Origin of the sequence: Rouxiella sp. WC2420 (genome assembly GCF_041200025.1) — a bacterium.
GTDB lineage: Bacteria > Pseudomonadota > Gammaproteobacteria > Enterobacterales > Enterobacteriaceae > Rouxiella.
The window spans coordinates 5,168,806-5,195,050 of record NZ_CP165628.1 but is presented as its reverse complement, the minus strand read 5'-3'; the positions used below and the strand labels follow the sequence as shown (position 1 = coordinate 5,195,050).

Sequence of the window (26,245 nt, the reverse complement as noted above, 5' to 3'; positions counted from 1 at the left end):
GTTCATCGTCACGCCAGTAGTGACCCAAATTGGTGCGCCATTTTGGGTCAGAGAGACTTTTGCACCGTGAAAGGGATCGTTAATTAACCAGACAGAACTTGTTTCGAAGAGAATCTTGTGAACTTGTTTAGAACCTAGCCTAATACGTGTACAATAGCGCGCTATTTCTATATTTCTAAATGCCTGAGGCAAAGCTGTGATCGAAAATTTGCGTAACATCGCCATTATTGCCCACGTTGACCATGGTAAAACTACCCTGGTTGATAAACTGCTGCAGCAATCCGGAACTTTCGGAGAGCGTGTAGAAGCCACCGAGCGCGTAATGGACTCCAACGATTTGGAGAAAGAGCGTGGGATTACCATCCTCGCAAAAAACACCGCCATTAATTGGAAAGACTATCGCATCAACATCGTTGATACCCCAGGACACGCCGACTTCGGCGGTGAGGTAGAGCGTGTGATGTCAATGGTTGACTCGGTGCTGCTGGTTGTGGATGCAATGGATGGCCCTATGCCGCAAACCCGCTTCGTGACCAAGAAAGCATTTGCTAACGGTCTGAAGCCGATCGTGGTAATCAACAAGGTCGACCGCCCTGGCGCGCGTCCTGACTGGGTTGTAGACCAGGTATTCGACCTGTTCGTAAACCTTGATGCTACCGATGAGCAACTTGATTTCCCTATCATCTATGCTTCTGCACTGATGGGTATCGCGGGTACCGACCATAACGATATGGCCGAAGACATGACTCCGCTGTACCAGGCAATCGTTGACCACGTATCTGCTCCACAGGTTGACAGCAATGGCCCACTGCAGATGCAAATCTCCCAGCTGGACTATAACAACTACGTTGGCGTTATCGGCATCGGCCGTATCAAACGCGGTGTAGCTAAAGTTAACCAGCAAGTCACTATCATTGATAGCGAAGGCAAAACTCGCAACGGTAAAGTCGGTAAAGTTCTGACCCACATGGGTCTTGAGCGTATCGAAGCTGCTACCGCCGAAGCGGGCGATATCATCGCAATCACCGGTCTGGGCGAACTGAACATCTCCGACACCATCTGTGATCCACAGAATGTCGAAGCGCTGCCAGCTCTGAGCGTTGATGAACCAACCGTTACCATGTACTTCAACGTAAACACCTCTCCGTTCTGTGGTAAAGAAGGTAAGTATGTGACTTCACGTCAGATCCTTGACCGTCTGAACAAAGAGCTGGTGCACAACGTTGCACTGCGTGTTGAAGAAACCGAAGACTCCGACGCATTCCGCGTTTCAGGCCGTGGTGAACTTCACCTGTCGGTTCTGATCGAAAACATGCGTCGTGAAGGTTTCGAGCTGGCTGTTTCTCGTCCTAAAGTTATCAACCGTAAAATCGATGGCCGCATGCAAGAGCCGTTCGAAAACGTGACTTTGGATATCGAAGAGCAACACCAGGGTTCAGTCATGCAAGCCATGGGTGAGCGTAAAGGCGACGTTAAGGACATGATCCCTGACGGCAAAGGCCGTATTCGTCTCGATTACCTGATCCCGGCTCGTGGCCTGATCGGTTTCCGTACCGAATTCATGACCATGACTTCTGGTACCGGTCTGCTGTACTCAACATTCAGCCACTATGACGACGTTCGTCAGGGTGACATCGGCCAGCGTCAGAACGGCGTGCTTATCTCTAACGGCCAGGGTAAAGCAGTTGCATTTGCTCTGTTCGGTCTGCAAGATCGCGGTAAACTGTTCCTGGGTCACGGTGCGGAAGTGTATGAAGGCCAGGTTATCGGTATTCACTCACGTTCCAACGACCTGACTGTTAACTGCCTGACTGGTAAGAAATTGACCAACATGCGTGCTTCAGGTACTGACGAAGCAACAACTTTGGTTCCTGCTATCAAAATGTCTCTGGAACAAGCCATCGAGTTCCTGGATGATGACGAATTGGTAGAAGTTACTCCTCTGTCTGTGCGTATCCGTAAACGCCACCTGACCGAGAACGACCGTAAACGTGCTAGCCGTGGTCCTAAAGAAGCTTAATCTTCTTCCCGGTTAAACGTTTGTTGTCATAAGAGCACCTTTGGGTGCTCTTTTTTTTACCTATTTTTTCATTAAACAAGCATCAAGCTTCTATCCGTGTCACTGTTCAGAGCCAAGATTTACCGCTAACCTCTATTTACCCATAACCTACTATTTACCAATGAAGTAAGTTATCAATAAAGTAAGCTTCATCTTTGAAATCAGGAGCGTGCAATGCTGTATATATTTGATATGGGCAACGTGTTAATTGATATAGATTTCAAACGTGTGCTGGGCGTATGGAGCAATCTCAGTGGAACCCCGCTGGCACATCTAATGGAACGATTCACTATGGGTGAGGTGTTTCAGCAGCACGAGCGTGGCGAAATCAGCGATGAACAGTTTGCCGAATCGCTGTGCAACGAGATGGGGATCGCCCTGAGCTTTGAGCAGTTCAGTGCCGGATGGCAATCGATTTTTGTCAGCCTGCGTCCCGATGCTATCGCTGTGATGAAAGACCTTCGCGAGCAGGGTCATCGCGTGGTGGTTTTATCCAACACCAATAACCTGCATCTTGAGCACTGGCCAACTCACTACCCAGAAGTTGAGCAAAATGCCGATGCGTTATACTTGTCTCAAGAGATCGGCCTGCGTAAACCTGATCCGGCAATCTTCCAATATGTGTTGGATAAAGAAGGATTCAGCGCACAGGAAGCTGTGTTCTTTGATGATGTAGCCGAAAACGTCAATGCTGCCAGCTCTCTTGGCATCCAGGCCATTCTGGTTTCAGATGACCAGACACTGCCGCGTCATTTTTCTGGAAACCAAATCACCTAAGTTTGAAAGGATGTAAGAATGCCGAGGCTCCATCCGAGACTGAAGTGTGCTGCCCGTTTTAGTCATATGTTGATCAAGCGCGCCGACAACGATGGACTAACCTTGTTGGCGGGCCATCTGGCCTATGTCTCTTTGCTTTCGCTGGTGCCGCTGATAGCCGTGGTATTCTCGCTATTTGCGCTTTTTCCGGTGTTCTCCGACATTAGTACTCAGCTGAAAGATTTTATCTTTGCCAATTTTTTGCCAGCAACCGGCAACATTATTCAGCACTATCTTGAACAGTTCGTTGCCAACTCGAGCAGAATGACGGCGGTGGGGACTTGCGGACTGATAGTCACCTCGCTGCTGTTGATTGCCTCGGTAGACAGCGTGCTGAACAAAATTTGGAACAGCCACACCAAACGGCCCATCGTTTATTCTTTTGCGGTGTACTGGATGGTGCTGACTTTGGGGCCAATCCTGCTGGTGGCCAGCGTGGCAGTCAGTTCTTACCTTTTATCGCTTAACTGGCTGAGCCTCAACGGCGTTCATTCCCTCGTTGACTGGATGTTGCGTGCACTGCCGCTGTTAATCTCGTGGATAACATTCTTCCTGCTGTATTCGATTGTGCCCAAAGCTCGAGTTCCTTATCACGACGCGCTAATTGGCGCGTTGGTGGCGGGTGCGTTGTTCGAGTTAGGTAAGAAAATTTTTGCCCTTTATGTTCAGCTATTCCCTTCTTATCAGCTGATTTATGGTGTATTGGCGGTGATCCCGATATTATTTTTATGGGTCTACGTGAGCTGGTGTATCGTATTGTTAGGGGCAGAAATCACCATCACACTGGGCGAGTACAGAGCTAAAGAACTCGAGGCGGCCGAAGCACAACAGGCCGCGACGCAGGAGAAATAAGGCAGTTATGATTGCACTAATTCAACGTGTTTTAGAAGCCAGCGTGACGATAGATGGCGAAGTCTGCGGGAAAATTGGCTCGGGATTACTGGTATTGCTGGGCGTTGAACAGGGAGACGACGAGCAAAAAGCCAAAAAGCTGTGTGAAAAAGTGGCGGCCTATCGCGTGTTTGCCGACAGCGACGACAAGATGAATTTAAATGTGACCCAGGCGGGAGGGAGTCTGCTGGTGGTTTCACAGTTTACCCTGGTTGCGGACACCCAGAAGGGCACGCGTCCCGGCTTTTCGCGTGGCGCAGCTCCTGCAGATGCCGACAGGCTTTATCAATATTTTTATGGTCAGTGCCGCGAGAAGGGCATCCATACCGAAACCGGCCGTTTTGCAGCGGACATGAAGGTGGCCTTAGTCAATGACGGGCCAGTAACCTTCTGGTTGCAGGTTTAAAGCAACGCCGCACTGCCTGAGAGAGAAAGCATCTATGTATCACCTTAGAGTTCCCGTTACTGAATCAGAATTAGCTGCTTATTATAAATTTCGTTGGGAAATGCTGCGCAAGCCTCTTCATCAACCAGAGGGATCGGAGCGTGATGCTTATGATGCCATGGCCCATCACCAGATGGTGGTCGATGAGCAAGGAAGAACAGTCGCCGTAGGGCGCTTGTATATCAATGCTGACAATGAAGCCTCTATTCGCTTTCTGGCGGTAGATCCCGACGTACAGGCGAAAGGGCTTGGAACGCTGGTCGCAATGACGCTGGAATCCGTCGCGCGTCAGGAAGGGGTCAAACGTGTAGTGTGTAGCGCCCGTGAAGATGCCGTCGAGTTCTTTGCTACCTTGGGATTCATTAATCAGGGCGAGATCACCACGCCGCAGACCACGCCGGTGCGTCACTTTTTGATGATCAAACCGGTCGAAACGCTGGATGATATTTTGCATCGCCCAGACTGGTGCGGGCAGCTTCAGCAGGCCTGGTATGATCACATTCCTCTGAGCGAGAAGATGGGCGTGCGGATCAGCCAGTACACCGGCCAGCGTTTTGTGACGACTATGCCGGAAACAGGTAACCAAAATCCGCACCATACACTGTTTGCCGGAAGCCTGTTTTCACTGGCAACCTTAACCGGTTGGGGCCTGATTTGGCTGCTACTGCGCGAACGTCATCTTGGCGGCACCATCGTGCTGGCCGATGCACACATCCGCTATAGTTCGCCGGTCACTGGGCGTCCAAGGGCGATAGCCGATCTCAGTTCAATTAGCGGAGATTTGGATCGTCTGGCGAAAGGGCGCAAGGCGCGGGTGCAATTAGATGTGCAACTGATGGGGGATGAAGGCGAGGGTGCGATATTTGAGGGGACTTATCTGGTTCTCCCGGCCTCCGCCGATGCTCCTCTTGAACCGGCTATAAACTGAAAGCCCCGTCGTACTTGAAGCTGTAGCTACACAGGCGCACCCCAGTTACTTACCTGTGTAAGCTCCTGGGGACTTGCCGCCTTGCTACAACTCCAATGACTTAGGGCGTTTAGCTGTTTAAAGAATAAATTTTATCTACTGAGCCGGGCCAGTCACACCTTGGCTCATCTGCTGCTGTATCTGCTTGCCCTCGTTTGCCGTGGCGTGCAGCGTGCCACTCAACGTTGGTTTGAAATCGACGTTGGCGGGCATCTGCCCTTGCAGAGTCAATTGCATGTTCACATTGCCCTGCAACGGGATCTGCGGCCAGCCCCAGTTTTGCAGTTCATTGGCAGGCACCGCGCGGCCGTTTAGATTCACGGTAAAATTACGCTGCGGCTGCTGGCTAATGGTAGCGGTGGCCTCAAGTAAACCTTCTTTGGTGTACGCGCTAAGCCCGGTAATGTTGAGCTTGTCGGCACTGGCTTCCAGCGCCAGAGAAGGGCGTCGAACGTCATTCTTGTTAAAGGTTGCGTCACCGGCATTAAGATTCAGTTTGCCCGACCAAATCCCCCACTGATGGTTTTCTGCCAGCTTAAGGTCAGTACCATAACCTTCAACACCGGTAATCTGCCACGGGAATTCCGGGGAAATATCGATGATCAGGTTACGGTTGGCCGTGAATTTGCTGACTGTGACGTCTGAAAGCCAATCCGGCAAAGCATCGAGCCACAGCTGACGCCAGTTTTGCGGCAGCGTGTACTCCAAGGCAGCAATGCTTAACTCATCAAGATTCAGATTGTGGCTGGCACGCTCCCAGTTGCCCGAGGTGCGCAGTAAACCGCCTTCCCATCGAGTCGAAAACTGCCTGATATTAATGCCTTGCGGCGTTAGGTCGAGATTAATATTAGGATCGTTGAAATGCAGATTACCGTCGATCAGGTCTGTGGCATTCAACGAAAGCTGGCCATCAGTGCTTTGCCAGTCTCCTTTTTCGAGAGTCAAATCGGTTACCGTCAAATCCAAATCGCTAAATGCCCAATTATTGCCCTGCAAACGGGCGTCAATAAGGTCAAAGCGTTTGATATCTACTTTCGGCAGTTTGATGAATTCCTGCCAAAAAGCGGAGAGCGGTAGCGAGCTTTGCAGTCGGACATGGCTCAGGCGCAGGTTGTCCAGAGTCCAGCTACCGTCACTGCCGCGGCTGGCCTTGCCGGTCAGTTGCCCGCGTGACATATCGGCACCAAAATTGCTCAGGGTCAGCTGCTGGTTATCAATTCTCCCTTGAATCAATACGTTGCTGGCCGGAATAGTGTCCAGCGCCAGCGTGTCAGCACTGAGTTGGAATTGCGCGTTATTGCCCAAAACTGCGGTTTTCGTTGGTTGCCAAGGCGTGATGCCGGCATTAACGTTGGTGCCAACGACTTTCCATTGCTCGATGTCACCGTCCAGCGAAATATTATTCAGCTGCAAGGTATTTGCCTGCAACGGAAGAGTCAGCGGATCGGGGGAGAGATTCAGCCTGCCGTTAACTAGCACCACGCGGTCAAAATAGTATGGATTTGTAATTTGACGCCAGCTCAGGTCTAAATCGACCTCACCTGCATCAAGAACATCAGGTTTATTTTTCTCGGCGAATTTCACACCGTTAAGCGAGATGCGCGAAGGAGCAGACCAGGAGTGATCGACTTCATCTATGGACAGGCGATATTGGCTGTTCTCGGTTACCCAACGGCTAATCGAGCCAGCGGCCCAGCGTGTTTGCAATAATAAGTACAGTATGACGATTGCCAGAACCAACAACATAACGAGTGTCAGCAGCAATTTACCGAGAAATTTCATCGTCGCAATCCATATCCGTTGGGTAAGTCGGAAAAACGTACAATTGTTTATGCCGTAATCAGCAATCTTTCTCAATAGGTTACCATGTTACAGGCAAAAAAAACGGCGGGAGGGATAACCCTGCCGCCGTGGTGGTATTTGCGTTAAGTTTTGAATCTCAAGGCTCGCGCGGGAAGATCAAATTCAGCACGATAGCGGTAATACCGCCAGCAGCGATACCGGAAGAGAGCAGCGTTTTCAGCCAGTCAGGAGCGAATTGCAAGATTAATGGCTGCTGCGATACGCCCATGCCGACGGCCAACGACAGCGCCATAATCATGATCGCGCGGCGATTGAGGCGTTCGCGTGAAACGATGCGCACACCCGAGGCTGCGATAGTGCCGAACATTACGATGGTTGCGCCGCCCAGAACCGGTTCAGGAATGTGCTGCACAAAACCCGCCACCGCCGGGAACAAACCGAGCACGATCAGCATCAATGCAACTACGAATCCGACATAACGGCTGGCAACGCCGGTCAGTTGGATCACGCCATTGTTCTGGCCAAAACAGGAGTTGGGGAATGTGTTGAACACGGCAGAAAGCATCGAATTAAGGCCATTGGCCAGCACGCCGCCCTTGATGCGCTTCATATAAATTGGGCCGCTGACCGGTTGCTCCGAAACGTCGGAGGTCGCGGTAATATCGCCAATGGTTTCCAGCGAGGTCACCATAAAGATAAGCATCAACGGAACCAGCAGATTCCAGTCAAACCCGAGTCCGTAATACAGCGGAGTTGGAATGGTGATCAGATGCGTGGCTACGGCTGGTGCAGACACAGGCAACATGCCCATTGCCCAGGCAACGATATAACCGACGGCCATGGCAATCACCAAAGAAGCCACTCGCAGGTAAGGATTACGCTGGCGGTTCAGCAGGATAATCACCACCAAAACGATGGCTGCCAGAATCAGGTTTTTCGGTGAACCAAAGGTGTGGTCACTCATTGCCGAGTAACCGCCGCCAATTGAGGTCAGGCCCACTTGAATGAGTGACAGGCCGATGATCATCACCACGATGCCGGATACCAACGGGGTGATGATACGGCGAGCGAGGTGTAACACCCGTGAAAGCAGGATCTCGGTACAGGAGGCGACCATGAGTGTGCCGAACAGCGCCGCCATCATGACAGGAACGGTGGCACCGCCATTTTTCAGCGCCATACCGCCCATGATCAAAGGAGAAACAAAGTTGAAGCTGGTGCCTTGAATCGACAGCAGGCCCGATCCGACGGGTCCCCAGGTTTTAATTTGCAGGATTGACGCTAAACCAGAGGCGAACAGCGACATGCTGATGATGTGCTGAGTATCCTGCGCTGGCAGGCCTAAAGCCTGGCAAATCAACAATGCCGGAGTAATCACCGCAACAAACATGGCCAGTAAATGCTGGCAGGCCGCAAACACTGTCTGTGGCAACGGCGGACGGTCTTCTAATCGATAAATTAATTCACTGCTGCGCGGCGTTTCTGCCGTCTGGCGCTGAGCTTCTGGCTCGGCTGGTTGTGTAGTCACGTTGGGCATTTCCCCGGTTAGCCGCAAAGCGGGCATTTTTCATGATATCGAGGATAAAAGCAATCGGTTGCTATCAGCATTTTTAGTGGATAATTAGAGATAAGCCAGCATGAAGAGGTTCAAAATTATCGCGCTGTGAAGATGTTTGCTATTGAGAGAAGATCAGGCGTTGGTATAGCGGGCACGTTCCGGGAGCCAGCGCTCGATCAACGCTTTGGCATGTTCAGGATACTGTTGCTGAATATGGCGGGCGATACGCTGAACTTCAGGGATCATTGCCTGGTCACGAAGCAGATCGGCAACTTTGAATTCAGCGCTGCCGGTTTGGCGTGTGCCAAGCAGTTCACCTGGGCCGCGGATCTCCAAATCCTGCTGAGCAATCACAAAGCCATCATTACTGTCACGTAAAACTTGCAGCCGCTTTTGTGCCGTTTTGCTTAAAGGCGTTTTATACAACAGCACACAGTGAGAGGCGATAGCACCACGGCCAACGCGGCCGCGAAGCTGGTGCAGCTGTGCTAGCCCGAGTCGCTCGGGGTTTTCAATAATCATCAGACTGGCGTTTGGCACGTCAACACCAACTTCAATTACCGTGGTGGCGACCAGCAGTTGAATTTCACCCTGCTTAAAAGCCTGCATCACTGCCTGCTTTTCCTGAGCTTTCATACGGCCATGAACCAGACCGATTTTCAGCTCCGGCAGGGCGACTTTCAGACCTTCCCAAGTAGCTTCCGCGGCCTGAGCCTCGAGCATTTCTGACTCTTCAATTAGCGTGCAGACCCAATAAGCTTGACGATTTTCTTCCACGCAGGCACTTTTCACCCGTTGGATAATGTCGCTACGGCGAGTATCGGGGATCGCAACGGTGGTCACCGGCGTGCGGCCCGGTGGCAGTTCATCGATCACCGAAGTGTCGAGATCTGCATAGGCGGTCATCGCCAGCGTGCGCGGGATTGGAGTGGCGGTCATGATCAGCTGATGCGGATGAAAACCCTGCTGTTTGCCTTTTTCCCACAGCGCCAGACGCTGGTGCACGCCGAAACGGTGCTGCTCGTCGATAATAACCAAGGCCAGTGCCGAAAACTGAATTTGTTCCTGGAAGATGGCGTGCGTGCCGACAACCATTGAAACTTGTCCGCTGGCAATCGCCTCTTGCTGTGCGATACGCGCTTTGCCCTTTTGCTTTCCTGCCAGCCAACCGACCTGAATGCCGAGCGGTTCAAACCACTGGCGAAAGTTATTAGCGTGCTGCTCTGCCAATAACTCTGTTGGTGCCATCAGGCCTACCTGCTTGCCCTGAGCAATTGCGCAAAGTGCGGCGAGAGCGGCAACCAGCGTTTTTCCCGAGCCAACATCGCCCTGTACCAGACGCATCATTGGATAACCTAAAGCTAGGTCATGCTCGATTTCGCCGACCACGCGACTCTGAGCGTTGGTTGGTTTAAACGGCAGAGATGCCAGAAATGCGTCCATCAGCTTGTGGTCTTTGACCAGCGGCAGAGCTTTGTAACTCTGTGTTCCGGCGCGAACCGCCAACATGCTGAGATTATGTGCCAGGAGTTCTTCCATAATCAGCCGACGTTGGGCAGGATGCTGGCCTTTTTCAAGATCGGCAAGCTGCATATCGGGCGGTGGTCGGTGCAGCAGATGCAATGCCTGCGATAGCGGCATCAGCGAACGGCTTAGCTCTTGTGGCAGAAGTTCGGCAATAGGTTGGGTATCAAGCAGTGATAACGCCTGATCGGTCAGTTTACGCAAGGTTGCCTGACGAATGCCTTCAGTAGTCGGATACACCGGCGTCAGCGATTCTTGCAACACTACTTCACTGTTCTCGCCCTGAACGCGATATTCAGGATGAATGATTTCTGCGCCAATCGTTCCACGTTTGATTTCACCATAAGCAGTTACGCGTCGGCCAGGTGCCAGGCTGTTTTTCATAGCTGCGTTAAAATTGAAAAAACGTAGTGTAAGCAGCCCCGTACCGTCGCTAATCTGACAGGTCAGCATGCGGCGACGACCAAAACTAATGTCGGTACGCAACACTTCACCTTCAACGGTGGCGTAAATCGCGGGCAGTAAATCATTGATAGCATAAAGACGTGTGCGATCTTCATAGCGCAAAGGCAGGTGAAGCAGCAGATCCTGAATAGTTTCGAGGCCGATTTTAGCGAGCTTTTCTGCCTGACTTGCGCCAACGCCGGTCAGGGACGTAAGCGGAACGGCATCGAGCAGGCGGCCCTTCATCTGGCAACCGTCATTTGCATAGCGGCCCACCAGGCATCGTCAGCGACAATACTGCCAGTCTCGTCAATAAACGGGCGAGGCAGTTTTTTTCGCTTGGCAACATTGGCCAGCACCGGATAACCCCCTTCGAACAGCAGGCGTTGCTGTTCTTTTTCTTTTAACAGGCTGGTTTCGCGCTGATACATCCCGGCATTTTCCCGTTGGCGCTGGGCCTCGTAGAGAATCAGCGCCGAGGCCACCGAAACGTTGAGTGATTGCACCATGCCGACCATAGGGATGATGATATCGCTGTCTGCCAGAGCTAAAGCTTCGGGGGTGATACCCGTTTTTTCCTGACCGAGGAGAATACAGGTCGGGCGGGTATAGTCGATGGCGCGGAAATCTACGGCTTTCTCTGACAAGTTGGTCGCTAAAATCTGCATACCCATTGCCTTCATTTTGGCAACGGCTTCCTGAATTGTTTTATGCGTTTTAACCTGCACCCAGCTATTGGCCCCGGCAGCAAAAGAGCCTTGGGTTTTCATTCTGCTGGTGGGCCAAACGGCGTGGACTTCATTGACGCCTACGGCATCGGCGGTGCGAATCACGGCTGAAACGTTATGCGGTTTATGTACCTGTTCCATACAAACGGTCAGATCAGGTTGTCGGGCTGCCAGCATTTCGCGTATGCGCGCATAACGTTCAGGAGTCATCAGGTCAGTTTCTATTACGGGTAACTTTAATCACATCCGGCATGATACGAATTTTACGCATAATGTTGGCCAGATGTACGCGGTCACGAGTACTCAGGCGAATAATCGCGCTGTAGACGCGACCGTCTTTTTCTTCGCTGCTCAGGCTCTGAATATTTGACTGCGCGGCATTAATCGCGGCGGTCAGATTCGCTAATCCACCCTGATGATTGAACATATCGACTTTAATTTCGGCGATAAATTCTTGCTCAGTTTCCTGGTCATCCCATTCCACAGCCATAAATTTCTCAGGCTCTTTCTGGTAGCCACGGATGTTACGGCACGATTCATGGTGTACTACCAAACCTTTGCCTGGACTGACGTGAGCAATAATCGGGTCACCCGGAATCGGACGGCAACACTTGGCGAAGGTGATAAGTACGCCTTCTGCACCCTTGATTGGCAGATTGCGAGAACCCGAGGTCGCCATTGATGACTGGTCGCCCATCAGGTTTTTAGCCACCACCAAACTCATGGCGTTGCCCAGACCGATTTCTGCCAGCAGGTCGTCCATCTCGCCGAGCTTCATGCGATCAAGCTCTTTGCGGATGTTTTCTGGTGGCAGATCGCTGATTTTACGACCGCTACCAAATGCGTGATTCAACAAACGGCGACCCAGTGAAACGGAATCGTCACGTTTAAGATTTTTCAGCATCTGGCGAATTTTTGCTCGCGCTCTGGAACTGACCACAAAGTTTAGCCACGCCGCATTCGGACGCGCGCCCGGAGCAGTAATGATCTCTATGGTCTGGCCGCTGGTCAGCGGCTGCGAAAGCGGATAAGGCTGTCTGTCGACGCGTGCACCTACACAGGCATGACCTATATCGGTGTGTACTGCATAAGCAAAGTCGACCGGTGTTGCGCCAGCAGGCAGCTCGACAATGCGGCCTTCCGGAGTAAAGACATAGATTTCATCAGGGAAGAGGTCAGATTTAACGCTCTCGATGAATTCAAAGGAGTTACCCGCGCTCTGCTGTAACTCAAGCAGGCTCTGCAACCAGCGCTGTGCGCGGATTTGTGCCGTTGTGCCGTTGCTTTCGCCGTTCTCTTTATAAGCCCAGTGCGCTGCCACACCCATTTCTGCCATCTGATCCATATCTTCAGTACGGATCTGTACCTCAACAGGCACGCCGTGCGGGCCTATCAAAGAAGTATGCAGCGATTGATAGCCGTTGGCTTTTGGAATGGCAATATAATCTTTGACTCTGCCCGGACGAGGCTTATAGAGGCTATGGGCCTGTCCGAGAACGCGATAGCAGGTATCGACTTCCTTTACGATCACTCGAAAAGCATAGATATCCATAATGGAATGGAAACGCTGCTCTTTCAGGTGCATCTTGAGGTAAATCGAGTAGAGGTGCTTTTCACGCCCGCTAACCCGACATTGAATGCCGGCTTCGGTCAGGCGTCCCTCAATCTCGGAGAGGATTTTCTGGATCATCTCTTTACGGTTACCACGCGCGGCTTTCACCACTTCTTTGATAACGCGATAGCGGTTGGGGTAAAGCGCCTCAAAACCTAGCTCTTCAAGCTCGGTTTTAAGGTGATGTATACCCAGCCTGTGCGCCAGAGGACTGTATATCTCCAGCGTTTCACGGGCAATGCGGCGACGTTTGTCTGGGCGAAGAGAACCCAGCGTGCGCATATTATGGGTGCGGTCAGCCAGTTTGATCAAAATGACGCGGATATCTTGCACCATCGCCATGATCATCTTGCGGAAGTTCTCCGCCTGGGCTTCCTTTTTGTCGCGGAATTTCAGCTTGTCTAGCTTTGAAACACCTTCAACCAGTTCGGCCACGCTTTTACCAAATAACTGCTCCATGTCTTGGTAAGTCGCAGGCGTGTCTTCAATGACGTCATGTAACAGCGCCGCCATCAAGGTCTCATGGTCGAGTCTCATTTCAGCTAAGATACAGGCCACGGCTACCGGGTGAGTAATGTACGGCTCACCGCTCGAGCGTGTCTGACCCTCGTGCGCGTCCCGCGCGACGAGGTATGCCTGCACGAGGCGCTTGATCTGGTCCTCTGGCAGGTATTTTTGAATCAGCTGATTCAGGCTTTCAAAGATGTACAAGATAGACCCGCTGATTAGGTTGGACGGCGACCTTCGGCGATAGCAGTAACCGCTTGAATTTCAGTGGCTTCTTGGTCTTTTTGCTCCTGACGATCGCGAGCGTCGAGGATCTGATTGGTGATCAGACCTTCTTCGATTTCACGCAGGGCAATAACGGTGAATTTGTCGTTTTCTTCAGCGACCAGTGGATCTTTACCACCAGATTGCAGCTGGCGAGCGCGACGAGCAGCCACCAACACCAGGTCAAAACGGTTACCAATTTTTTCTACAGCGTCTTGAACAGTTACGCGTGCCATATATGTGCTACTCCACAGGGTGACGAAAGACTGGGCATAATACTGAAAGTGTCTTCAGTCTGCCAATAGTTTGGTGATTAATCCGTCATGACGGAGCTTTTGACGGCTCAGACGAAGACGTTCTGCACGAATAATGGTTTTAAGATCGGATAAAGCCAAATCAAAATCATCATTCACAATTAAATAGTCATATTCAGCAAAGTGCGTCATTTCAGCAACGGCTTGAGCCATGCGTTTAGCGATAACTTCTTCACTGTCTTGATTGCGGCCACGAAGGCGGCGATCGAGTTCATCTTTCGACGGAGGCAGCACGAAAATACTGCGCGCCTGAGGCATGCGCTGGCGAATCTGCTGCGCGCCCTGCCAGTCGATATCTAAAAATACATCAACGCCAGAAGCTAAAACCTGCTCAATGGCTTTGCGGGAAGTGCCGTAATAATTATCGAACACTTGCGCATGTTCTAAAAACTCATCTCTCTCGATCATCTCGCAGAATTCGTCTTTGGAGACAAAATAATAATGCTCGCCGTGATTCTCGCCCGGCCTGACTTGACGGGTTGTGTGAGAAATCGAGACCTGCGTATCGTAGAGCGGTTGAGTTTTTAGGTAAGCCTGAATCAGACTTGATTTACCTGCTCCACTGGGGGCGGAGACAATATATAAAGTGCCTTGGACCATGTTGACGTTTCAGCTGATTGGGTTGAAATGAAAATACAGAAGAGTGATCTTCGGCACAGTATACACGTTCACCGCTTAGGGTGCAGCGTTCCGACACATTTGAACGCAAGTAATCGGCATAAAACAGCCCTGACTCATCTTTTTGCGAGGCTTATTCCATTAATAAATGGCAATTATGTAATTCTGAAATAAGTTTCCGCGACCTCTCGAAAGAATGTTCAATGCCGCTGGTTATGGCAAAGGTAAAGGCATTGAATAAGCGCAACAAGGAGAGTCGCCATGCGCTATTTGAATTTCACTGCTTTGTTTTTGGGATTAATTATTATTCGGAGCGCCTGTGGCGCTTCTGAACCTGCTTGCCCTTCGTGGTCCGAATCAAGATGGGCAAAAGAAATAAACCAACTGTCGGTGCAACTGAAAAGCTGGGATGTTCAATATCACCAGCTTGGAGTTAGTGCGATTGATGATGCTACCTACGATAGCCTGAGTGAGAAGCATCAATTTTGGCTGCACTGTGCAAGCCAGCCTTCTGAGCCACCGTCTTTGCCCAGAGGCACTGCAAAAATAAGTCATCCGTTTGCCCATACGGGTCTCAAGAAACTCCCTGATGCCGCGGCTGTTAATCGTTGGATGAACAACAGAAACAACCTCTGGGTGCAGCCTAAGGTGGATGGTGTAGCGGTTACCCTCGTTTATGAGCAGGGAAACTTGGTTTCGTTGCTGAGCCGGGGTGATGGCCTTTATGGCCAAGATTGGACTCATAAGGCGATGGACATAGCCGCAATCCCCCAAAAAATTCCTGCTACCTCTGAGCGGCTGGTTTTACAGGGCGAGCTATTTCTGATGATGAGCGGTCATCATCAGAATGCGTCAGGAGGGCTAAATGCCCGTTCGAAAGTTGCAGGAGCGATGATGCGTCGCTCTTCGTCACAGCGAATGCCGGAGATCGGAATTTTTATCTGGGAATGGCCGGACGGCCCGTTGGAAATGCAATCACGAGTTCAGCGACTAAAAGAGATGGGATTTCCATTAACTGCCGAATTTACGCACCCGGTTGAAAATTTTGAGCAGGCTAAGCAATGGCGAGAAAATTGGTATCAGGCGCCGCTGCCTTTCACCACTGACGGAATAGTTATCCGCCAGCAGGATGAGCCGGAAGGGCGTTTTTGGCGCAACCGCCCCGCCAATTGGGCCGTAGCGTGGAAGTATCCAGTCGTGCGCAAACTGACGGACGTAACGGGAATTGAAATGACAGTGGGTAGAAGCGGGAAGAGATCGGTAGTTCTGCATTTAAACCCGATCATGCTGGATGATAAACAGGTCTCCAGAGTCAGTTTGGGTTCACCTGCGAGACTGAAAAAGTGGGACATTATTATTGGTGACCGGGTGGCTATCAGTTTGGCAGGCCAGGGAATTCCGCGTATTGACGAGGTGGTCTGGCGGGTCGCTGTACGAGATGAAAAAAACCTTTCTAAATTCATTCCAGATTCGAAACTCGATGCCTTCACGTGCTTTACACCTTATAACCAGTGCCGCGAGCAGTTCCTGTCACGACTTGCCTGGCTCAGTGGACCACAGGGGTTAAATATCACGGGGCTGGGCTTGGCGACCTGGAGTAAATTACTGGATGCTAATCTGTTGCCTGGCTTAGTGAGTTGGCTTGAATTGACACATCGACAGCTGGTAGCCGTTCCGGGTATTAGTGAGAAACAGGCAGGTAAGTTATTGGCTCAAATAGAACTTGCGCGGCAAAAAAGCTTTAAAAAATGGATGGCTGCACTGGGGTTTCCTGCCGCGGGGCTAAATACAGGCAATGCAACGAATTGGCTTGAATTAAGAGCAATCACGCCAGAGCAGTGGCAGGCGATGCCGGGTGTTGGTGTAAAAAGTACTTCGCTAATCCGTCGGTTTATCGAGCATCCCGAGGTAGTCGCGATGGTTGAAAAACTGATGCAAGAAGGAATACCGGCCTTTAGCCAGGCCAGTAGCCTTGTAGAATAAACTGCTAGTGTTCAGAATCCGGGTAGTTAAACACAGGTAAGCCAAGCTTAAAGCGCAGCGCCAGCAGGCGGGCGGCAAAGCCAATTAACAGCGTTGCGATGACTACCAGATTTTGTGGTACGGACAGATATTGCAAGAAAATGTAGATCCAGGCTGAAGCAAAGGAGATGCCGCCGTAAATCTCTTTTTGAAACACTAAAGGAATTTGATTGCACAGCATGTCGCGAAGCACGCCGCCAAAAACGCCTGTGATGACAGCGGCGATAGAGGCAATCAGCGGGCCATGACCGGTATCCAGTGCGATTTGTGTACCTATAATAGAAAACACCACCAAGCCCAGAGCATCGAGCACCAGAAACAGTTTGCGCAGATGCTTCATCAAAGGTGCTAGCCAAGTGGTCACAATAGCTGCAGCAGCAACAATCAGAACATATTGTGGATGTTTCACCCAGCCTAGAGGGTAGTGCCCTAATACCATATCGCGCACAGTACCACCGCCTATTGCTGTGGCGCAGGCAATGATAATGACGCCGAAAACATCCATCTTTCTACGGCCAGCCGCAAGCGCGCCAGTCATCGCTTCGGCAGTTATGCCAATGATATAAAGAACAGTGAGCAACATAGATTTCGCCAGTCAAATACGCGGAAGATTACTCACTATAGAGTAATTAGCTTTGAGGGTAGCCTCGACTGAGTTTTTTTAAAAGAGCCAATTCAAATTATTTAATCTAATGTATAAGTCTAATAAGATGCTTATTTAATTGGATTTTTTAACAATTAATTTTACATTGGCATTACTTTTTATTGCATATAAATCCTCTTGAATATCTATTAATCCCTCGCAGTAAATCTCCTTGAATAAAACTTCTAGGGGTTATGGTGACGAATGTGTATATTTATCACCTGTAAACTCAAACTAAACATCTAGCTTTAATAATGCCCTGGAGTGCTGCATGAAACATGAAATCCCGGTTGTGTTGCCGCAGCGTGGTCCTGCGTTGCATGAACGCCGAGAGCAGATAATTCAGGCTGCGCTGGATCATTTTCGCCACTATGGTTATTCGAAGACTTCAGTGGCAGATTTGGCAAAGGCTATTGGTGTTTCAAGCGCTTACGTTTACAAATTTTTTGAATCTAAACAGGCTATTGGTGAGGCCGTTTGCACTCATTGCCTGGGACAAATCGACGATGCACTCAGAGAGATTGCGCAGAGCAAACAATCTGCATCGGACCGGTTGCGAGAGCTATTTGCCTCACTGTTAATCAAGAGTTTGGCGTTGTTTTTCGAAGAGCGGAAACTGCATGATATCGCTGCTGTAGCGGCAGCAAACCATTGGGATTCGGCTAATAATCACCGCGCTGCACTTTATAGTATTTTGAAACAGGTAATTTTCGAAGGGCGTGAATCAGGCGAATTCGAATCTGAAACGCCGTTGGATGAAGTCTGTATGGCGATTGCCAGCGTGATGACACCATTTTCGCATCCGCTAATGCTTGAGGAAAAGACCCCTGAGCAGTTGGAGGAGCGAGTTGTAGTAATTACAAATTTAGTTTTACGAAGTTTGGTGAAATGACCAGACTTATAAAAACGTGTGCTACTCACATCTAAACTTTTAATGGAATGATCCGTAGAGGAATATTTATGACTCATCGTCGCGTAGTAATTACTGGCATGGGGGCGGTGAGCCCGCTCGGCTGTGATATCGAAACCATTTGGAAACGACTGCTTGCCGGTCAGTCAGGCGTTGGTGTTCTGCCTGCTGAAATTTGCGAGACCCTGACTGTTAAAATTGGTGGCCAGGTATTATCGCTTGAGCAAGACCCTGAGTCTGGGTTCGATCCTGACTTACACGTTTTGCCAAAAGACCAGAAGAAGATGGACCGTTTTATTCTTTTCGCTATGGCTGCTGCAGACAAAGCGCTCGCGCAGTCTGGTTTTAAAGCTGAAACTCCTGAGCAGCAAGAGCGCGCAGCTACAGTTATTGGCTCAGGTATCGGTGGTTTCCCGGCAATTACCAATGCAGTAAGAACCAACGACCAGCGCGGTCCTAAGCGTCTGTCTCCATTTACTATTCCTTCATTCTTGGTCAATCTCGCTGCGGGTCAGGTTTCCATTAAACATCAGTTCAAGGGGCCAATTGGCGCTCCGGTAACTGCGTGTGCGGCTGGCGTGCAGGCAATTGGCGATGCTGTTCGTTTGATTCGCAATGATGAAGCCGACGTTGCCCTGTGTGGCGGCGCTGAAGCGACAATCGACACTGTGACCCTGGGCAGCTTCGCCGCGGCAAAAGCCATGTCTACTGGTCATGAAGATCACCCTGAAAAAGCGTCGCGTCCGTTTGACAGCGCGCGTGATGGTTTCGTGATGGGTGAAGGTGCGGGCATTTTGGTGATTGAAGAGCTGGAACATGCTTTGGCGCGCGGTGCAAAACCATTGGCCGAAATCATCGGTTACGGCACCAGCGGTGATGCCTATCACATGACTTCCGGTGCAGAAGACGGCAACGGTGCAGGCCGTGCAATGAAAATCGCTTTGCGTCAGGGTGGACTTAAGCCTGAGCAGGTCGATCACTTGAACGCTCACGCGACTTCAACTCCAGTTGGCGATCTCGGCGAAATCAATGCCATCAAAAATCTGTTCGGCACTGGTGACAAGCTGGCCATTACTTCTACCAAGTCAGCGACCGGTCATTTGCTGGGCGCGGCAGGTGGTCTGGAAACTATCTTCACCGTTTTGGCCGTCCGCGACCAAATCGTGCCACCAACGCTGAACCTGGATAACAAAGATCCAGCAGCAGAAGGCCTGAATATCATAGGTAATACCGCTCAGCCGCATGAAATTAACTATGCATTATCTAACGGTTTCGGCTTCGGTGGTGTTAATGCCTGCGTACTGTTGAAACGCTGGGAAGCTTAATTTTTTTCATTTAGTGCCATAAAGCCCGATAACTCGGGCTTTTTTATACAAAATTTTCATCTGTACATATAATTATTTCCGTTCGTTAAACTTTTGAAATAAAAATTCGAATTTTTTAACTCAGAGGAAATGGTATGAACAGAAGAGATTTCTTTAAAGCTTCTTTGCTCACAACGGGTTCCGTGGCATTACTTGGTACTAATTTGGCACAGGCATTTGCAGCAACGGATTATGGCCTAAGCAAGGGGCTTGGTTCTGAGCTAAAGCAGGTTGCCAGTCTGCGTTGGCTATCAAATGCTATAGCCGTAACCAGCACCGGTCGCAATTTTGTTGGCTTACCTCGCTGGCCAACCAATGAAAAAACCCCCTCAGTCGCTGAATTACTTCCTGATGGCACTCTCAAACCTTTCCCTGGCGGAAGCTGGAATGAATGGCAGCCCGGCCAACCCGGTGACGACGCCTTTGTTTTAATCAATACGGTTCATATTTTCGATGACGACACACTCTGGGTGGTCGATCAGGGCGATCCAAAACTCGACCGTAAGGCGCAAAAAATCCTGCAATTTGATACTAAAACAGGGAAATTGCTGAAAAAAATCACCTTCGACGAACACGTCCTTCCCAAGGGCGGTAACATCAATGATCTGCGTCTTGATTCTAAATATGCTTATTTCACTGACTCCGGACTGGGCGGTATTATTTATACCGATCTCGAGAGCGGTAAATCATGGCGTCGATTAGGAAATCACCCCTCGGTAAAAGCCAAACTGGAACGTCCGGCAATGGATGAGACCGGAACAGTGCTTCAGAAAGATGATGGCAGCCCGAAGGTGGTGAATTCCGATCCCATCGAGCTTAGCCCGGATGGTAAATGGCTCTATTACCAAACATTGTCAGGCCCAATGTATCGGGTTCCCACCGCGTCACTACGTGATGAAAAGCTTTCCGAACAGGCTTTGGGGCAACAGGTAGAGTTTGTTTACGATACCCCGGCACTTTCTGGCACAGCGATTGATAACAAAGGCAATATTTACATGGCTGAGGCCCAGCGACCAAGGGTGATCATGCTGACTCCAGACGGGGATTTAAAAGTGATTGTCGAGGATGACAGGATTTGGGGGCCGGACGCGCTGTTTATTAGCCATCAGCGTGAGCTATATATTCCGTGTCCGCAGACTGCCAGACTTGCTTATAACCGTGGGCCGGGAGGTAAAGATCTGGTGCAGCGGCCTTACAAGATTTATAAAGTCAAACTACCCGACTATGCCGGGGACCGTGAGCCAGTACCGCCGGTTTCTCAAAAAGCTTAATCGCAGACGCTTTAGCAGCTAAAAACAGCAGGCCTAGGCCTGCTATTGTTGTTTTTGAAAAGCGTTATAGTCCGTCTGGGCGAGGGATTTCAAAATACTGGCCAGATGGATCACGTTTGTAATAATGCCCGTGGCTGACATAGAAACGCTCGCCGTGGAAGTCGATAGGAGAAAGGTCTGGTGGCGCAGAGTCGTACTCTTCTTCCTCTTGAGGTGGCGGCGGGGTGTCATCCTGAGGAGCGGCTTCATCCTGAGATGGCTCGTAATCTTGAGGAGCAGCTTCACTCTGCGGTGGAGCTTGAACCTGAACATACTGATCACCATTTTTCTGATAATAGTTTCCGTTCAATGCCCAGTAAGTTAAACCGCCAATCACCACGGCCGCTGCGGCATCAGGCAAAATGTTGAATCCATGTCCACCCGGATGCGCCATCGCGAGCGTAGGTGAGAGCAGGCTCAGGGTTAATAGTGATGCAGCAAGCTTTTTCATTTCAATCCCCTCAGGGGTTAACTACAGACGATTACAAACTTCTTCCGACTGATATAAGACCTAAACCTATCGCCGTCAATCTTGTTACCGTTATTTACATACATGGTTACAACTACCTACGCGATCCTAACGGCGCTGCGCCATGCTGACAGAGGTTAACGGAAATTGATCTCGGATAAAGGATAACGAACTCAAGTGACTAGTCGGTTGTAAAAGGACTTAAAGTGAATAAGATGATTATCATTTAGATTTTCTGATTAAGATATCAAAAGAAGCCATCGAACTTATTGGCTATGAACGCATTACTTATTAATATTTGTTGCGCAGGGGGGGAAATGCAACTAAGTGAAATACTGCAAAAAATAAATCAAGGATGGGTTCAGGCGACTAAAGAACCGTTCACTGAGCATCCGCTTGCCATGCTATTTCGAAAAGAATTTCGACAAAAAATTGTGGATATAGTCGAGGAGTTTGATCCTTTTTATGAAGTGAAAGCAAGTGTTGGTGCGGGTAATTGGGCTAGTGTTCCCTGGTTATCTATCTTAAATCCAAATATGACGACGACAACTCAAGATGGCGTTTATCCAGTCTATCTTTTTAAAGCTGACGGTACGGGATTTTATTTATCTCTAATCCAAGGTACAACCAACCCGACTAAGAAACTGGGTAAGCGTCTTGCTGAAAAACAAGCGATTGAAATAAAAGAAAATATTCTAAATAAATTACCAAAATTAATGAGTTGGGGAAGTCGAGATATTCATCTGAACGCCAAAACTTCCTTAGGTCAATCATATGAAAAAGCTAATATTGTGGCAAAGTATTATGACGCCAAATCAATTCCCAGTGATGATCGGCTTAAGGAAGATCTTAATATCTTGTTAATGCTTTATAAGCAGCTAGAGGATTTTTCTTGGATGCCAAAGTCTGATGAAACAACAATTGAGCCTATAATTGGTCAAAATTTTGAATCACTCTCGAAACCATTCCTTCTCCTGGCAGGCATCTCAGGTACGGGAAAAACTCGTTTCGTACGTCAGCAAGCTCTTGCAAGCAGCTGTAATGGGTCGCTTGAAGACACTTACTGTCTAGTCTCCGTTCGTCCCGATTGGCACGAACCCTCTGATTTACTTGGTTATACCTCAAGACTTAGTGGTGATACTAATTACGTTACTACCGCAGTTTTACAGTTTTTAGTTAAAGCTTGGCAAGAGATCGAGAAGGCTGGTATTAATTTGGAAGGTAGGGCTGTCACGGGTGAAAAAACTCAGCTTGATAATGTCCGTCCTTACTGGCTATGCCTTGATGAAATGAATCTGGCACCTGTTGAGCAATATTTTGCTGACTATTTATCCGTTCTTGAAACACGTGAATGGATTTGGGCAGACAAAGATTTCACCTATTCTACCGACCCATTATTAACATCCAACGTTATCAAAAATCTTTCTCCAGAAGGTCAAGCTAAACTCCGCACAGATATGGCATTGCCCGAAGGAGCTTTGTGGGAAAGATTCCTTAATTTCGGTATCGGTATTCCATTTAATCTTATCGTTGCCGGCACAGTAAACATGGATGAAACAACCCATGGCTTCTCTCGCAAAGTTATTGACCGCGCATTGAGCTTTGATTTTGGTGAGTTTTTCCCTAATAACTACGATGAATATTTTTCACCGAAAAGTAAACCAAAAACCCTTTCATATCCAATTTGGTCTAGCGCTCTTGAAAGCAAAGAGCTACTTCCTGATATAGATGCCGATGGCGCGAAAAGTATAGAGTTCTTAAAGTCGATCAATATGGTCTTAAACAACTCACCATTTAAGTTAGCCTACCGCGCGCTCAATGAATTGTTGTTAAGCGTCATTAGTCATCAACCTCAAACCGATACAGAGCTTCAGGCGGTATGGGATGATTTCCTAATGTGTAAAGTATTGCCAAGAATTGAAGGCGATGTAGATAAGCTGGCCTCAACCCAGAGCAATAATTCTATACTGGGTGACCTTTTGCTAACGCTCAGTATACAATTAGATGATATTTCAGCTGGAGAGGTAAGGCGCGATCTGAGTCGCCAAAAACTGGATACTGAAGATAAAACAATTCTAATCGCATGCCGCAGTGTAGCCAAATTAACGTGGATGAAAAATCGGTTGGCTCTGGGTTTCACGAGTTTTTGGCCATAATGGGGCGAGGGATGACTGATTTAATACGTTTACAAACGGCTCATTTCGAACTGACGATTTGGTGCAGCGATATCGAGAAGCGTCAGGATATTTATACCAAGACCTTGGAAAAGCGCAGTGGGTATTTTCCTTTTAGTGAAATCCGATTTTACCCGCCATTGGAACTATTAAGTCAGCCCTTTATTGCCGAGTCACTTCAATCTCTTGATTATAAGGCAACGAGTAATGGTGCCATGTATGCGCTTATACTCAAAAAACCCCTATTCTTTGAAAATATTCAATACCAAATTGAATGGGAGTTCAAGGATATTAATGTCCAGAATGCTCAAGTTGCTCATCGATTGAATTCTGTCAATGATTGCTTTCGTTTTACAAAAAGCCATGGACGCAACGATGCTAGACTCACAGGTAGTATCAATACAAACAATGATATAGGTTGGTTTAAGCTACCTTTACGTTATCAGGTAGGTGATATAACTCACGAGTCTACTTTATCTTTTGAAGTACTGCCGACCAAAATGGATTTGCAAACTGATTTGGCTGCAATGTACCAGTCAATTGATGAACAATACCCCTTATGGCGTTTTAGTCTGGCTGAAAAGACAGAACAAGATGCGGCTAAGGGCAGTCAGCGAGGCAATTTCCCATTATTGTGGCTTGCGAACTTTAATAGTCTTCGCCGGCAGTTTGAGAATGGCCTAAAGGTAATCACACAGGCACCCCACAGTCGTTTAAAAAATACAGTGAGTTATACCAAAGCCGATCGTTTGAAAGGTCGCCTTTCTCATCGACTTTCGGAACGCGTCCAAGAAGATATTAGAGGCGGAAAGTTATATAAGCGCTATCGCGTTGAGAAAAAGCATTTAAGTGTCGACACGCCTGAAAATCGCTTCATAAAAATGGTAGTAAAACACAGTAAAGATTGTCTTGCCGGTTTTCATAATCAATTAACAGAAAATAATAAGTCTCCTGATAAACAGCGTATCTCCAAAGCCTTTTTAGATGAAATTACTAGCTGGGAACAGACTTTAACAAAAATGCATAATCAGGAGTTTTTACGCGAGGTAGGAAACTACAATGGCTTGTCTCGAGAATCTTTAGTGCTCCAGCAGAAAACTGGTTATAGCGCCGTTTATAGTGTTTGGCAGCAACTAAAGTTTTATCTGGATGTGTTTTCTAATCAGGCATCTGTTTCCATGAAGTCAGTTGCTGAGATATATGAAGTCTGGTGCTTCCTTACTTTACGTGAAATTCTTGTTGAGGACTTAGGATTCAAAGAAATATCTTCCAAAAAAAGTGCTTTGCAAATCAATAGTTATATGGAATATCAATTTAAAGATGGGCTAGGTAATGCTTTTAAATTCACTCGTGATGATGGCTTAAAAGCCAGGCTTGCACATGAGCCTATTTTTAAGGCTGACGGAAGTTACTTGCGCTCACATATTGTGCCACAAAAGCCCGATATATTCCTTGAGATCACGTTTCCTAATGGAAAGCAGTTTATCTGGTTATTCGATGCTAAATATCGGATTAAAACATTCGATAGTCGTTTCAATGAAAATATAGAAGCTAGCCAAGATTATGGTGATGATCTTGCGCCTGAAGACGCTATAAATCAGATGCACCGCTATCGTGATGCTTTGATAAGAATGAACAGTGAAGTATCAAAGACGACTCAAAAAGGTTATCAAAAAAGTCGCCCAGTTTTTGGCGCTTTTGCATTGTACCCTGGTTTTTTTAATCAAAATCTGGATCCAAACCCTTATGCTGAAGCCATTGAAGAAATAGGTATTGGTGCGTTTGCTCTTCTACCGAGTGAAGATCAACAAAATAAAAATCAAAAGATGGGTCGAGCTTGGCTGACAAATTTCTTGATCATGCAAGTTGGCCTGCCTCAATCAAAAGAATCTTCTGAAGTTAGACAGGAAAGCTTACTGCTAAATGACTCTGTTCGTATTCCACATTATGGAATGCAGCAAGCACTTTACCCGGACTTAGTCATGACAGCTGCTTTGGCAGGTACCAGGGGCCGCAAGAAAAAATATTTTGACGCTTTCGAGGCTGGTGATGCTAAGTGGTATCATGTTAAGGAAGCTACTTTTGTCAAAAAATATGCAGGACATGTTGTTCCCGAAATTAAATTTATTGCCTTGGCTTCGACATCGGCTCTCAGTAGCAATACAAAAAAAATGGATAAATTGTGGCCTGTAAATGGAGTGTCGGTTGTCTCTCGGCGGGACATTACTGAAGAGCAAGCTGGAAGCATTTCTAACTCCGAGGAACGCTATTATCTATTTAAACTTGGTAAACCGTTAACATTTAAAAATGCTATAGAGGGTGTACCTCATCAGCCGATAGTTAATTCTCTTCGTCTGACAACAATTAACAGATTGGAAAATTCCTCTGTTTTTTCTGACGTTCAAGAGGTGTATCCGGAGGTTCGTGTTAAATCTTAAAATGCCAGAAAATTGTAAGAGCGGCCAATGATTAATTTAATATTAATCATTGGCCGCTGTGTTTTACTCTTTGCTTAGATACGAATCAATACTCCGGCCAACTTAGCATCCGCTCCTGGCTCTTTATAGTCTTCGGTATCCGTCTTAAAATTACTTCATCCGCTTTTCTTAATCCGCATTCCCAAATTGTAAATACTCTCCAGCCTTGTTCGAGTAATTGAGCTATAGCTTTTTCGTCTCTATGAACATTAATGGCAAATTTTTTCAGCCAAAATTCCGTGTTGCTCTTAGGAATACCATTACTGAAATGCAACTCACCGCCTAAGTGTAAAATCTAATATTGAAATGGTCTTATCTGTGCAAGC

At 48.4% G+C, this 26,245-nt stretch carries 20 protein-coding genes; 11 read left to right on the top strand and 9 right to left on the bottom strand.

Going from position 1 to position 26,245, the window contains the following annotated elements; translation table 11 throughout:
- Positions 1-196 precede the first annotated feature (196 nt).
- The 5 genes from typA to fabY all read left to right on the top strand — a co-directional run bounded on the left by typA (position 197) and on the right by fabY (position 5,139).
- A complete protein-coding gene (gene typA / locus AB3G37_RS23905; RefSeq protein WP_009638740.1) occupies positions 197-2,020 on the top strand; it encodes a ribosome-dependent GTPase TypA in 1,824 nt (607 codons plus the stop codon).
- Positions 2,021-2,233: 213 nt separating this feature from the next.
- On the top strand, positions 2,234-2,836 hold the full coding sequence (yihX, locus tag AB3G37_RS23900) for a glucose-1-phosphatase (RefSeq protein ID WP_369789275.1): 603 nt from the start codon (positions 2,234-2,236) through the stop codon (positions 2,834-2,836).
- A gap of 18 nt (positions 2,837-2,854) precedes the next feature.
- Positions 2,855-3,727, top strand: a complete 873-nt coding sequence (locus AB3G37_RS23895; protein ID WP_037379315.1) for a virulence factor BrkB family protein — start codon at positions 2,855-2,857, stop codon at positions 3,725-3,727.
- A gap of 7 nt (positions 3,728-3,734) precedes the next feature.
- Positions 3,735-4,172 carry a D-aminoacyl-tRNA deacylase gene (gene dtd / locus AB3G37_RS23890; RefSeq protein ID WP_009638737.1) on the top strand — a complete coding sequence of 146 codons (438 nt, stop codon included), beginning with the start codon at positions 3,735-3,737 and terminating at the stop codon, positions 4,170-4,172.
- Positions 4,173-4,206: 34 nt separating this feature from the next.
- Positions 4,207-5,139: a fatty acid biosynthesis protein FabY gene (fabY, locus tag AB3G37_RS23885; protein WP_009638736.1), complete on the top strand. Its 933-nt coding sequence runs from the start codon at positions 4,207-4,209 to the stop codon at positions 5,137-5,139.
- Between the two features lie 135 nt (positions 5,140-5,274).
- Here fabY and AB3G37_RS23880 read toward each other — a convergent pair whose 3' ends face one another.
- From AB3G37_RS23880 to gmk, 7 genes are all read right to left on the bottom strand, one after another.
- Complete coding sequence (locus AB3G37_RS23880) at positions 5,275-6,960, bottom strand: AsmA family protein (RefSeq protein WP_369789274.1); 1,686 nt, start codon at positions 6,958-6,960, stop codon at positions 5,275-5,277.
- Between the two features lie 157 nt (positions 6,961-7,117).
- Positions 7,118-8,509 (bottom strand): NCS2 family protein, encoded by a 1,392-nt coding sequence (locus AB3G37_RS23875; protein WP_369789273.1) that lies wholly within the window; start codon positions 8,507-8,509, stop codon positions 7,118-7,120.
- A gap of 162 nt (positions 8,510-8,671) precedes the next feature.
- Positions 8,672-10,753 (bottom strand): ATP-dependent DNA helicase RecG, encoded by a 2,082-nt coding sequence (gene recG / locus AB3G37_RS23870; RefSeq protein ID WP_369789272.1) that lies wholly within the window; start codon positions 10,751-10,753, stop codon positions 8,672-8,674.
- Positions 10,750-11,445: a tRNA (guanosine(18)-2'-O)-methyltransferase TrmH gene (trmH, locus tag AB3G37_RS23865; protein WP_009638731.1), complete on the bottom strand. Its 696-nt coding sequence runs from the start codon at positions 11,443-11,445 to the stop codon at positions 10,750-10,752. The genes recG and trmH overlap by 4 nt, the downstream gene beginning before the upstream one ends.
- A gap of 4 nt (positions 11,446-11,449) precedes the next feature.
- Entirely contained in the window at positions 11,450-13,558 is a 2,109-nt protein-coding gene (spoT, locus tag AB3G37_RS23860; protein ID WP_009638730.1) for a bifunctional GTP diphosphokinase/guanosine-3',5'-bis pyrophosphate 3'-pyrophosphohydrolase, read from the bottom strand.
- Between the two features lie 14 nt (positions 13,559-13,572).
- The gene (gene rpoZ / locus AB3G37_RS23855; RefSeq protein WP_009638729.1) at positions 13,573-13,854 is read right to left on the bottom strand and encodes a DNA-directed RNA polymerase subunit omega; all 282 of its coding nucleotides are present in this window, start codon (positions 13,852-13,854) and stop codon (positions 13,573-13,575) included.
- 54 nt (positions 13,855-13,908) lie between these two features.
- The gene (gmk, locus tag AB3G37_RS23850) at positions 13,909-14,532 is read right to left on the bottom strand and encodes a guanylate kinase (protein WP_009638728.1); all 624 of its coding nucleotides are present in this window, start codon (positions 14,530-14,532) and stop codon (positions 13,909-13,911) included.
- 279 nt (positions 14,533-14,811) lie between these two features.
- Here gmk and ligB point away from each other — a divergent pair, with 279 nt between their 5' ends.
- The gene (gene ligB, locus AB3G37_RS23845) at positions 14,812-16,533 is read left to right on the top strand and encodes an NAD-dependent DNA ligase LigB (protein WP_369789271.1); all 1,722 of its coding nucleotides are present in this window, start codon (positions 14,812-14,814) and stop codon (positions 16,531-16,533) included.
- A gap of 4 nt (positions 16,534-16,537) precedes the next feature.
- Here the strand turns inward: ligB and AB3G37_RS23840 are convergent, their stop codons facing one another.
- Positions 16,538-17,155 carry a trimeric intracellular cation channel family protein gene (locus AB3G37_RS23840; protein ID WP_009638726.1) on the bottom strand — a complete coding sequence of 206 codons (618 nt, stop codon included), beginning with the start codon at positions 17,153-17,155 and terminating at the stop codon, positions 16,538-16,540.
- A 331-nt stretch (positions 17,156-17,486) separates the two neighbouring features.
- Between AB3G37_RS23840 and AB3G37_RS23835 the strand changes: the two genes are divergently transcribed.
- From AB3G37_RS23835 to AB3G37_RS23825, 3 genes are all read left to right on the top strand, one after another.
- Entirely contained in the window at positions 17,487-18,107 is a 621-nt protein-coding gene (locus AB3G37_RS23835; RefSeq protein ID WP_009638724.1) for a TetR/AcrR family transcriptional regulator, read from the top strand.
- Positions 18,108-18,175: 68 nt separating this feature from the next.
- Complete coding sequence (gene fabF, locus AB3G37_RS23830) at positions 18,176-19,450, top strand: beta-ketoacyl-ACP synthase II (protein ID WP_009638723.1); 1,275 nt, start codon at positions 18,176-18,178, stop codon at positions 19,448-19,450.
- Between the two features lie 134 nt (positions 19,451-19,584).
- Entirely contained in the window at positions 19,585-20,760 is a 1,176-nt protein-coding gene (locus tag AB3G37_RS23825) for an L-dopachrome tautomerase-related protein (protein WP_369789270.1), read from the top strand.
- Between the two features lie 64 nt (positions 20,761-20,824).
- On the opposite strand, the gene AB3G37_RS23820 is transcribed toward AB3G37_RS23825, so the two are convergent.
- A complete protein-coding gene (locus tag AB3G37_RS23820; protein ID WP_009638721.1) occupies positions 20,825-21,250 on the bottom strand; it encodes a hypothetical protein in 426 nt (141 codons plus the stop codon).
- A gap of 335 nt (positions 21,251-21,585) precedes the next feature.
- Between AB3G37_RS23820 and AB3G37_RS23815 the strand changes: the two genes are divergently transcribed.
- Both AB3G37_RS23815 and AB3G37_RS23810 read left to right on the top strand, forming a co-directional pair.
- Complete coding sequence (locus AB3G37_RS23815; protein WP_369789269.1) at positions 21,586-23,424, top strand: MrcB family domain-containing protein; 1,839 nt, start codon at positions 21,586-21,588, stop codon at positions 23,422-23,424.
- 11 nt (positions 23,425-23,435) lie between these two features.
- Positions 23,436-25,880, top strand: a complete 2,445-nt coding sequence (locus AB3G37_RS23810) for a DUF2357 domain-containing protein (RefSeq protein ID WP_369789268.1) — start codon at positions 23,436-23,438, stop codon at positions 25,878-25,880.
- The last annotated feature ends 365 nt before the right edge of the window (positions 25,881-26,245 follow it).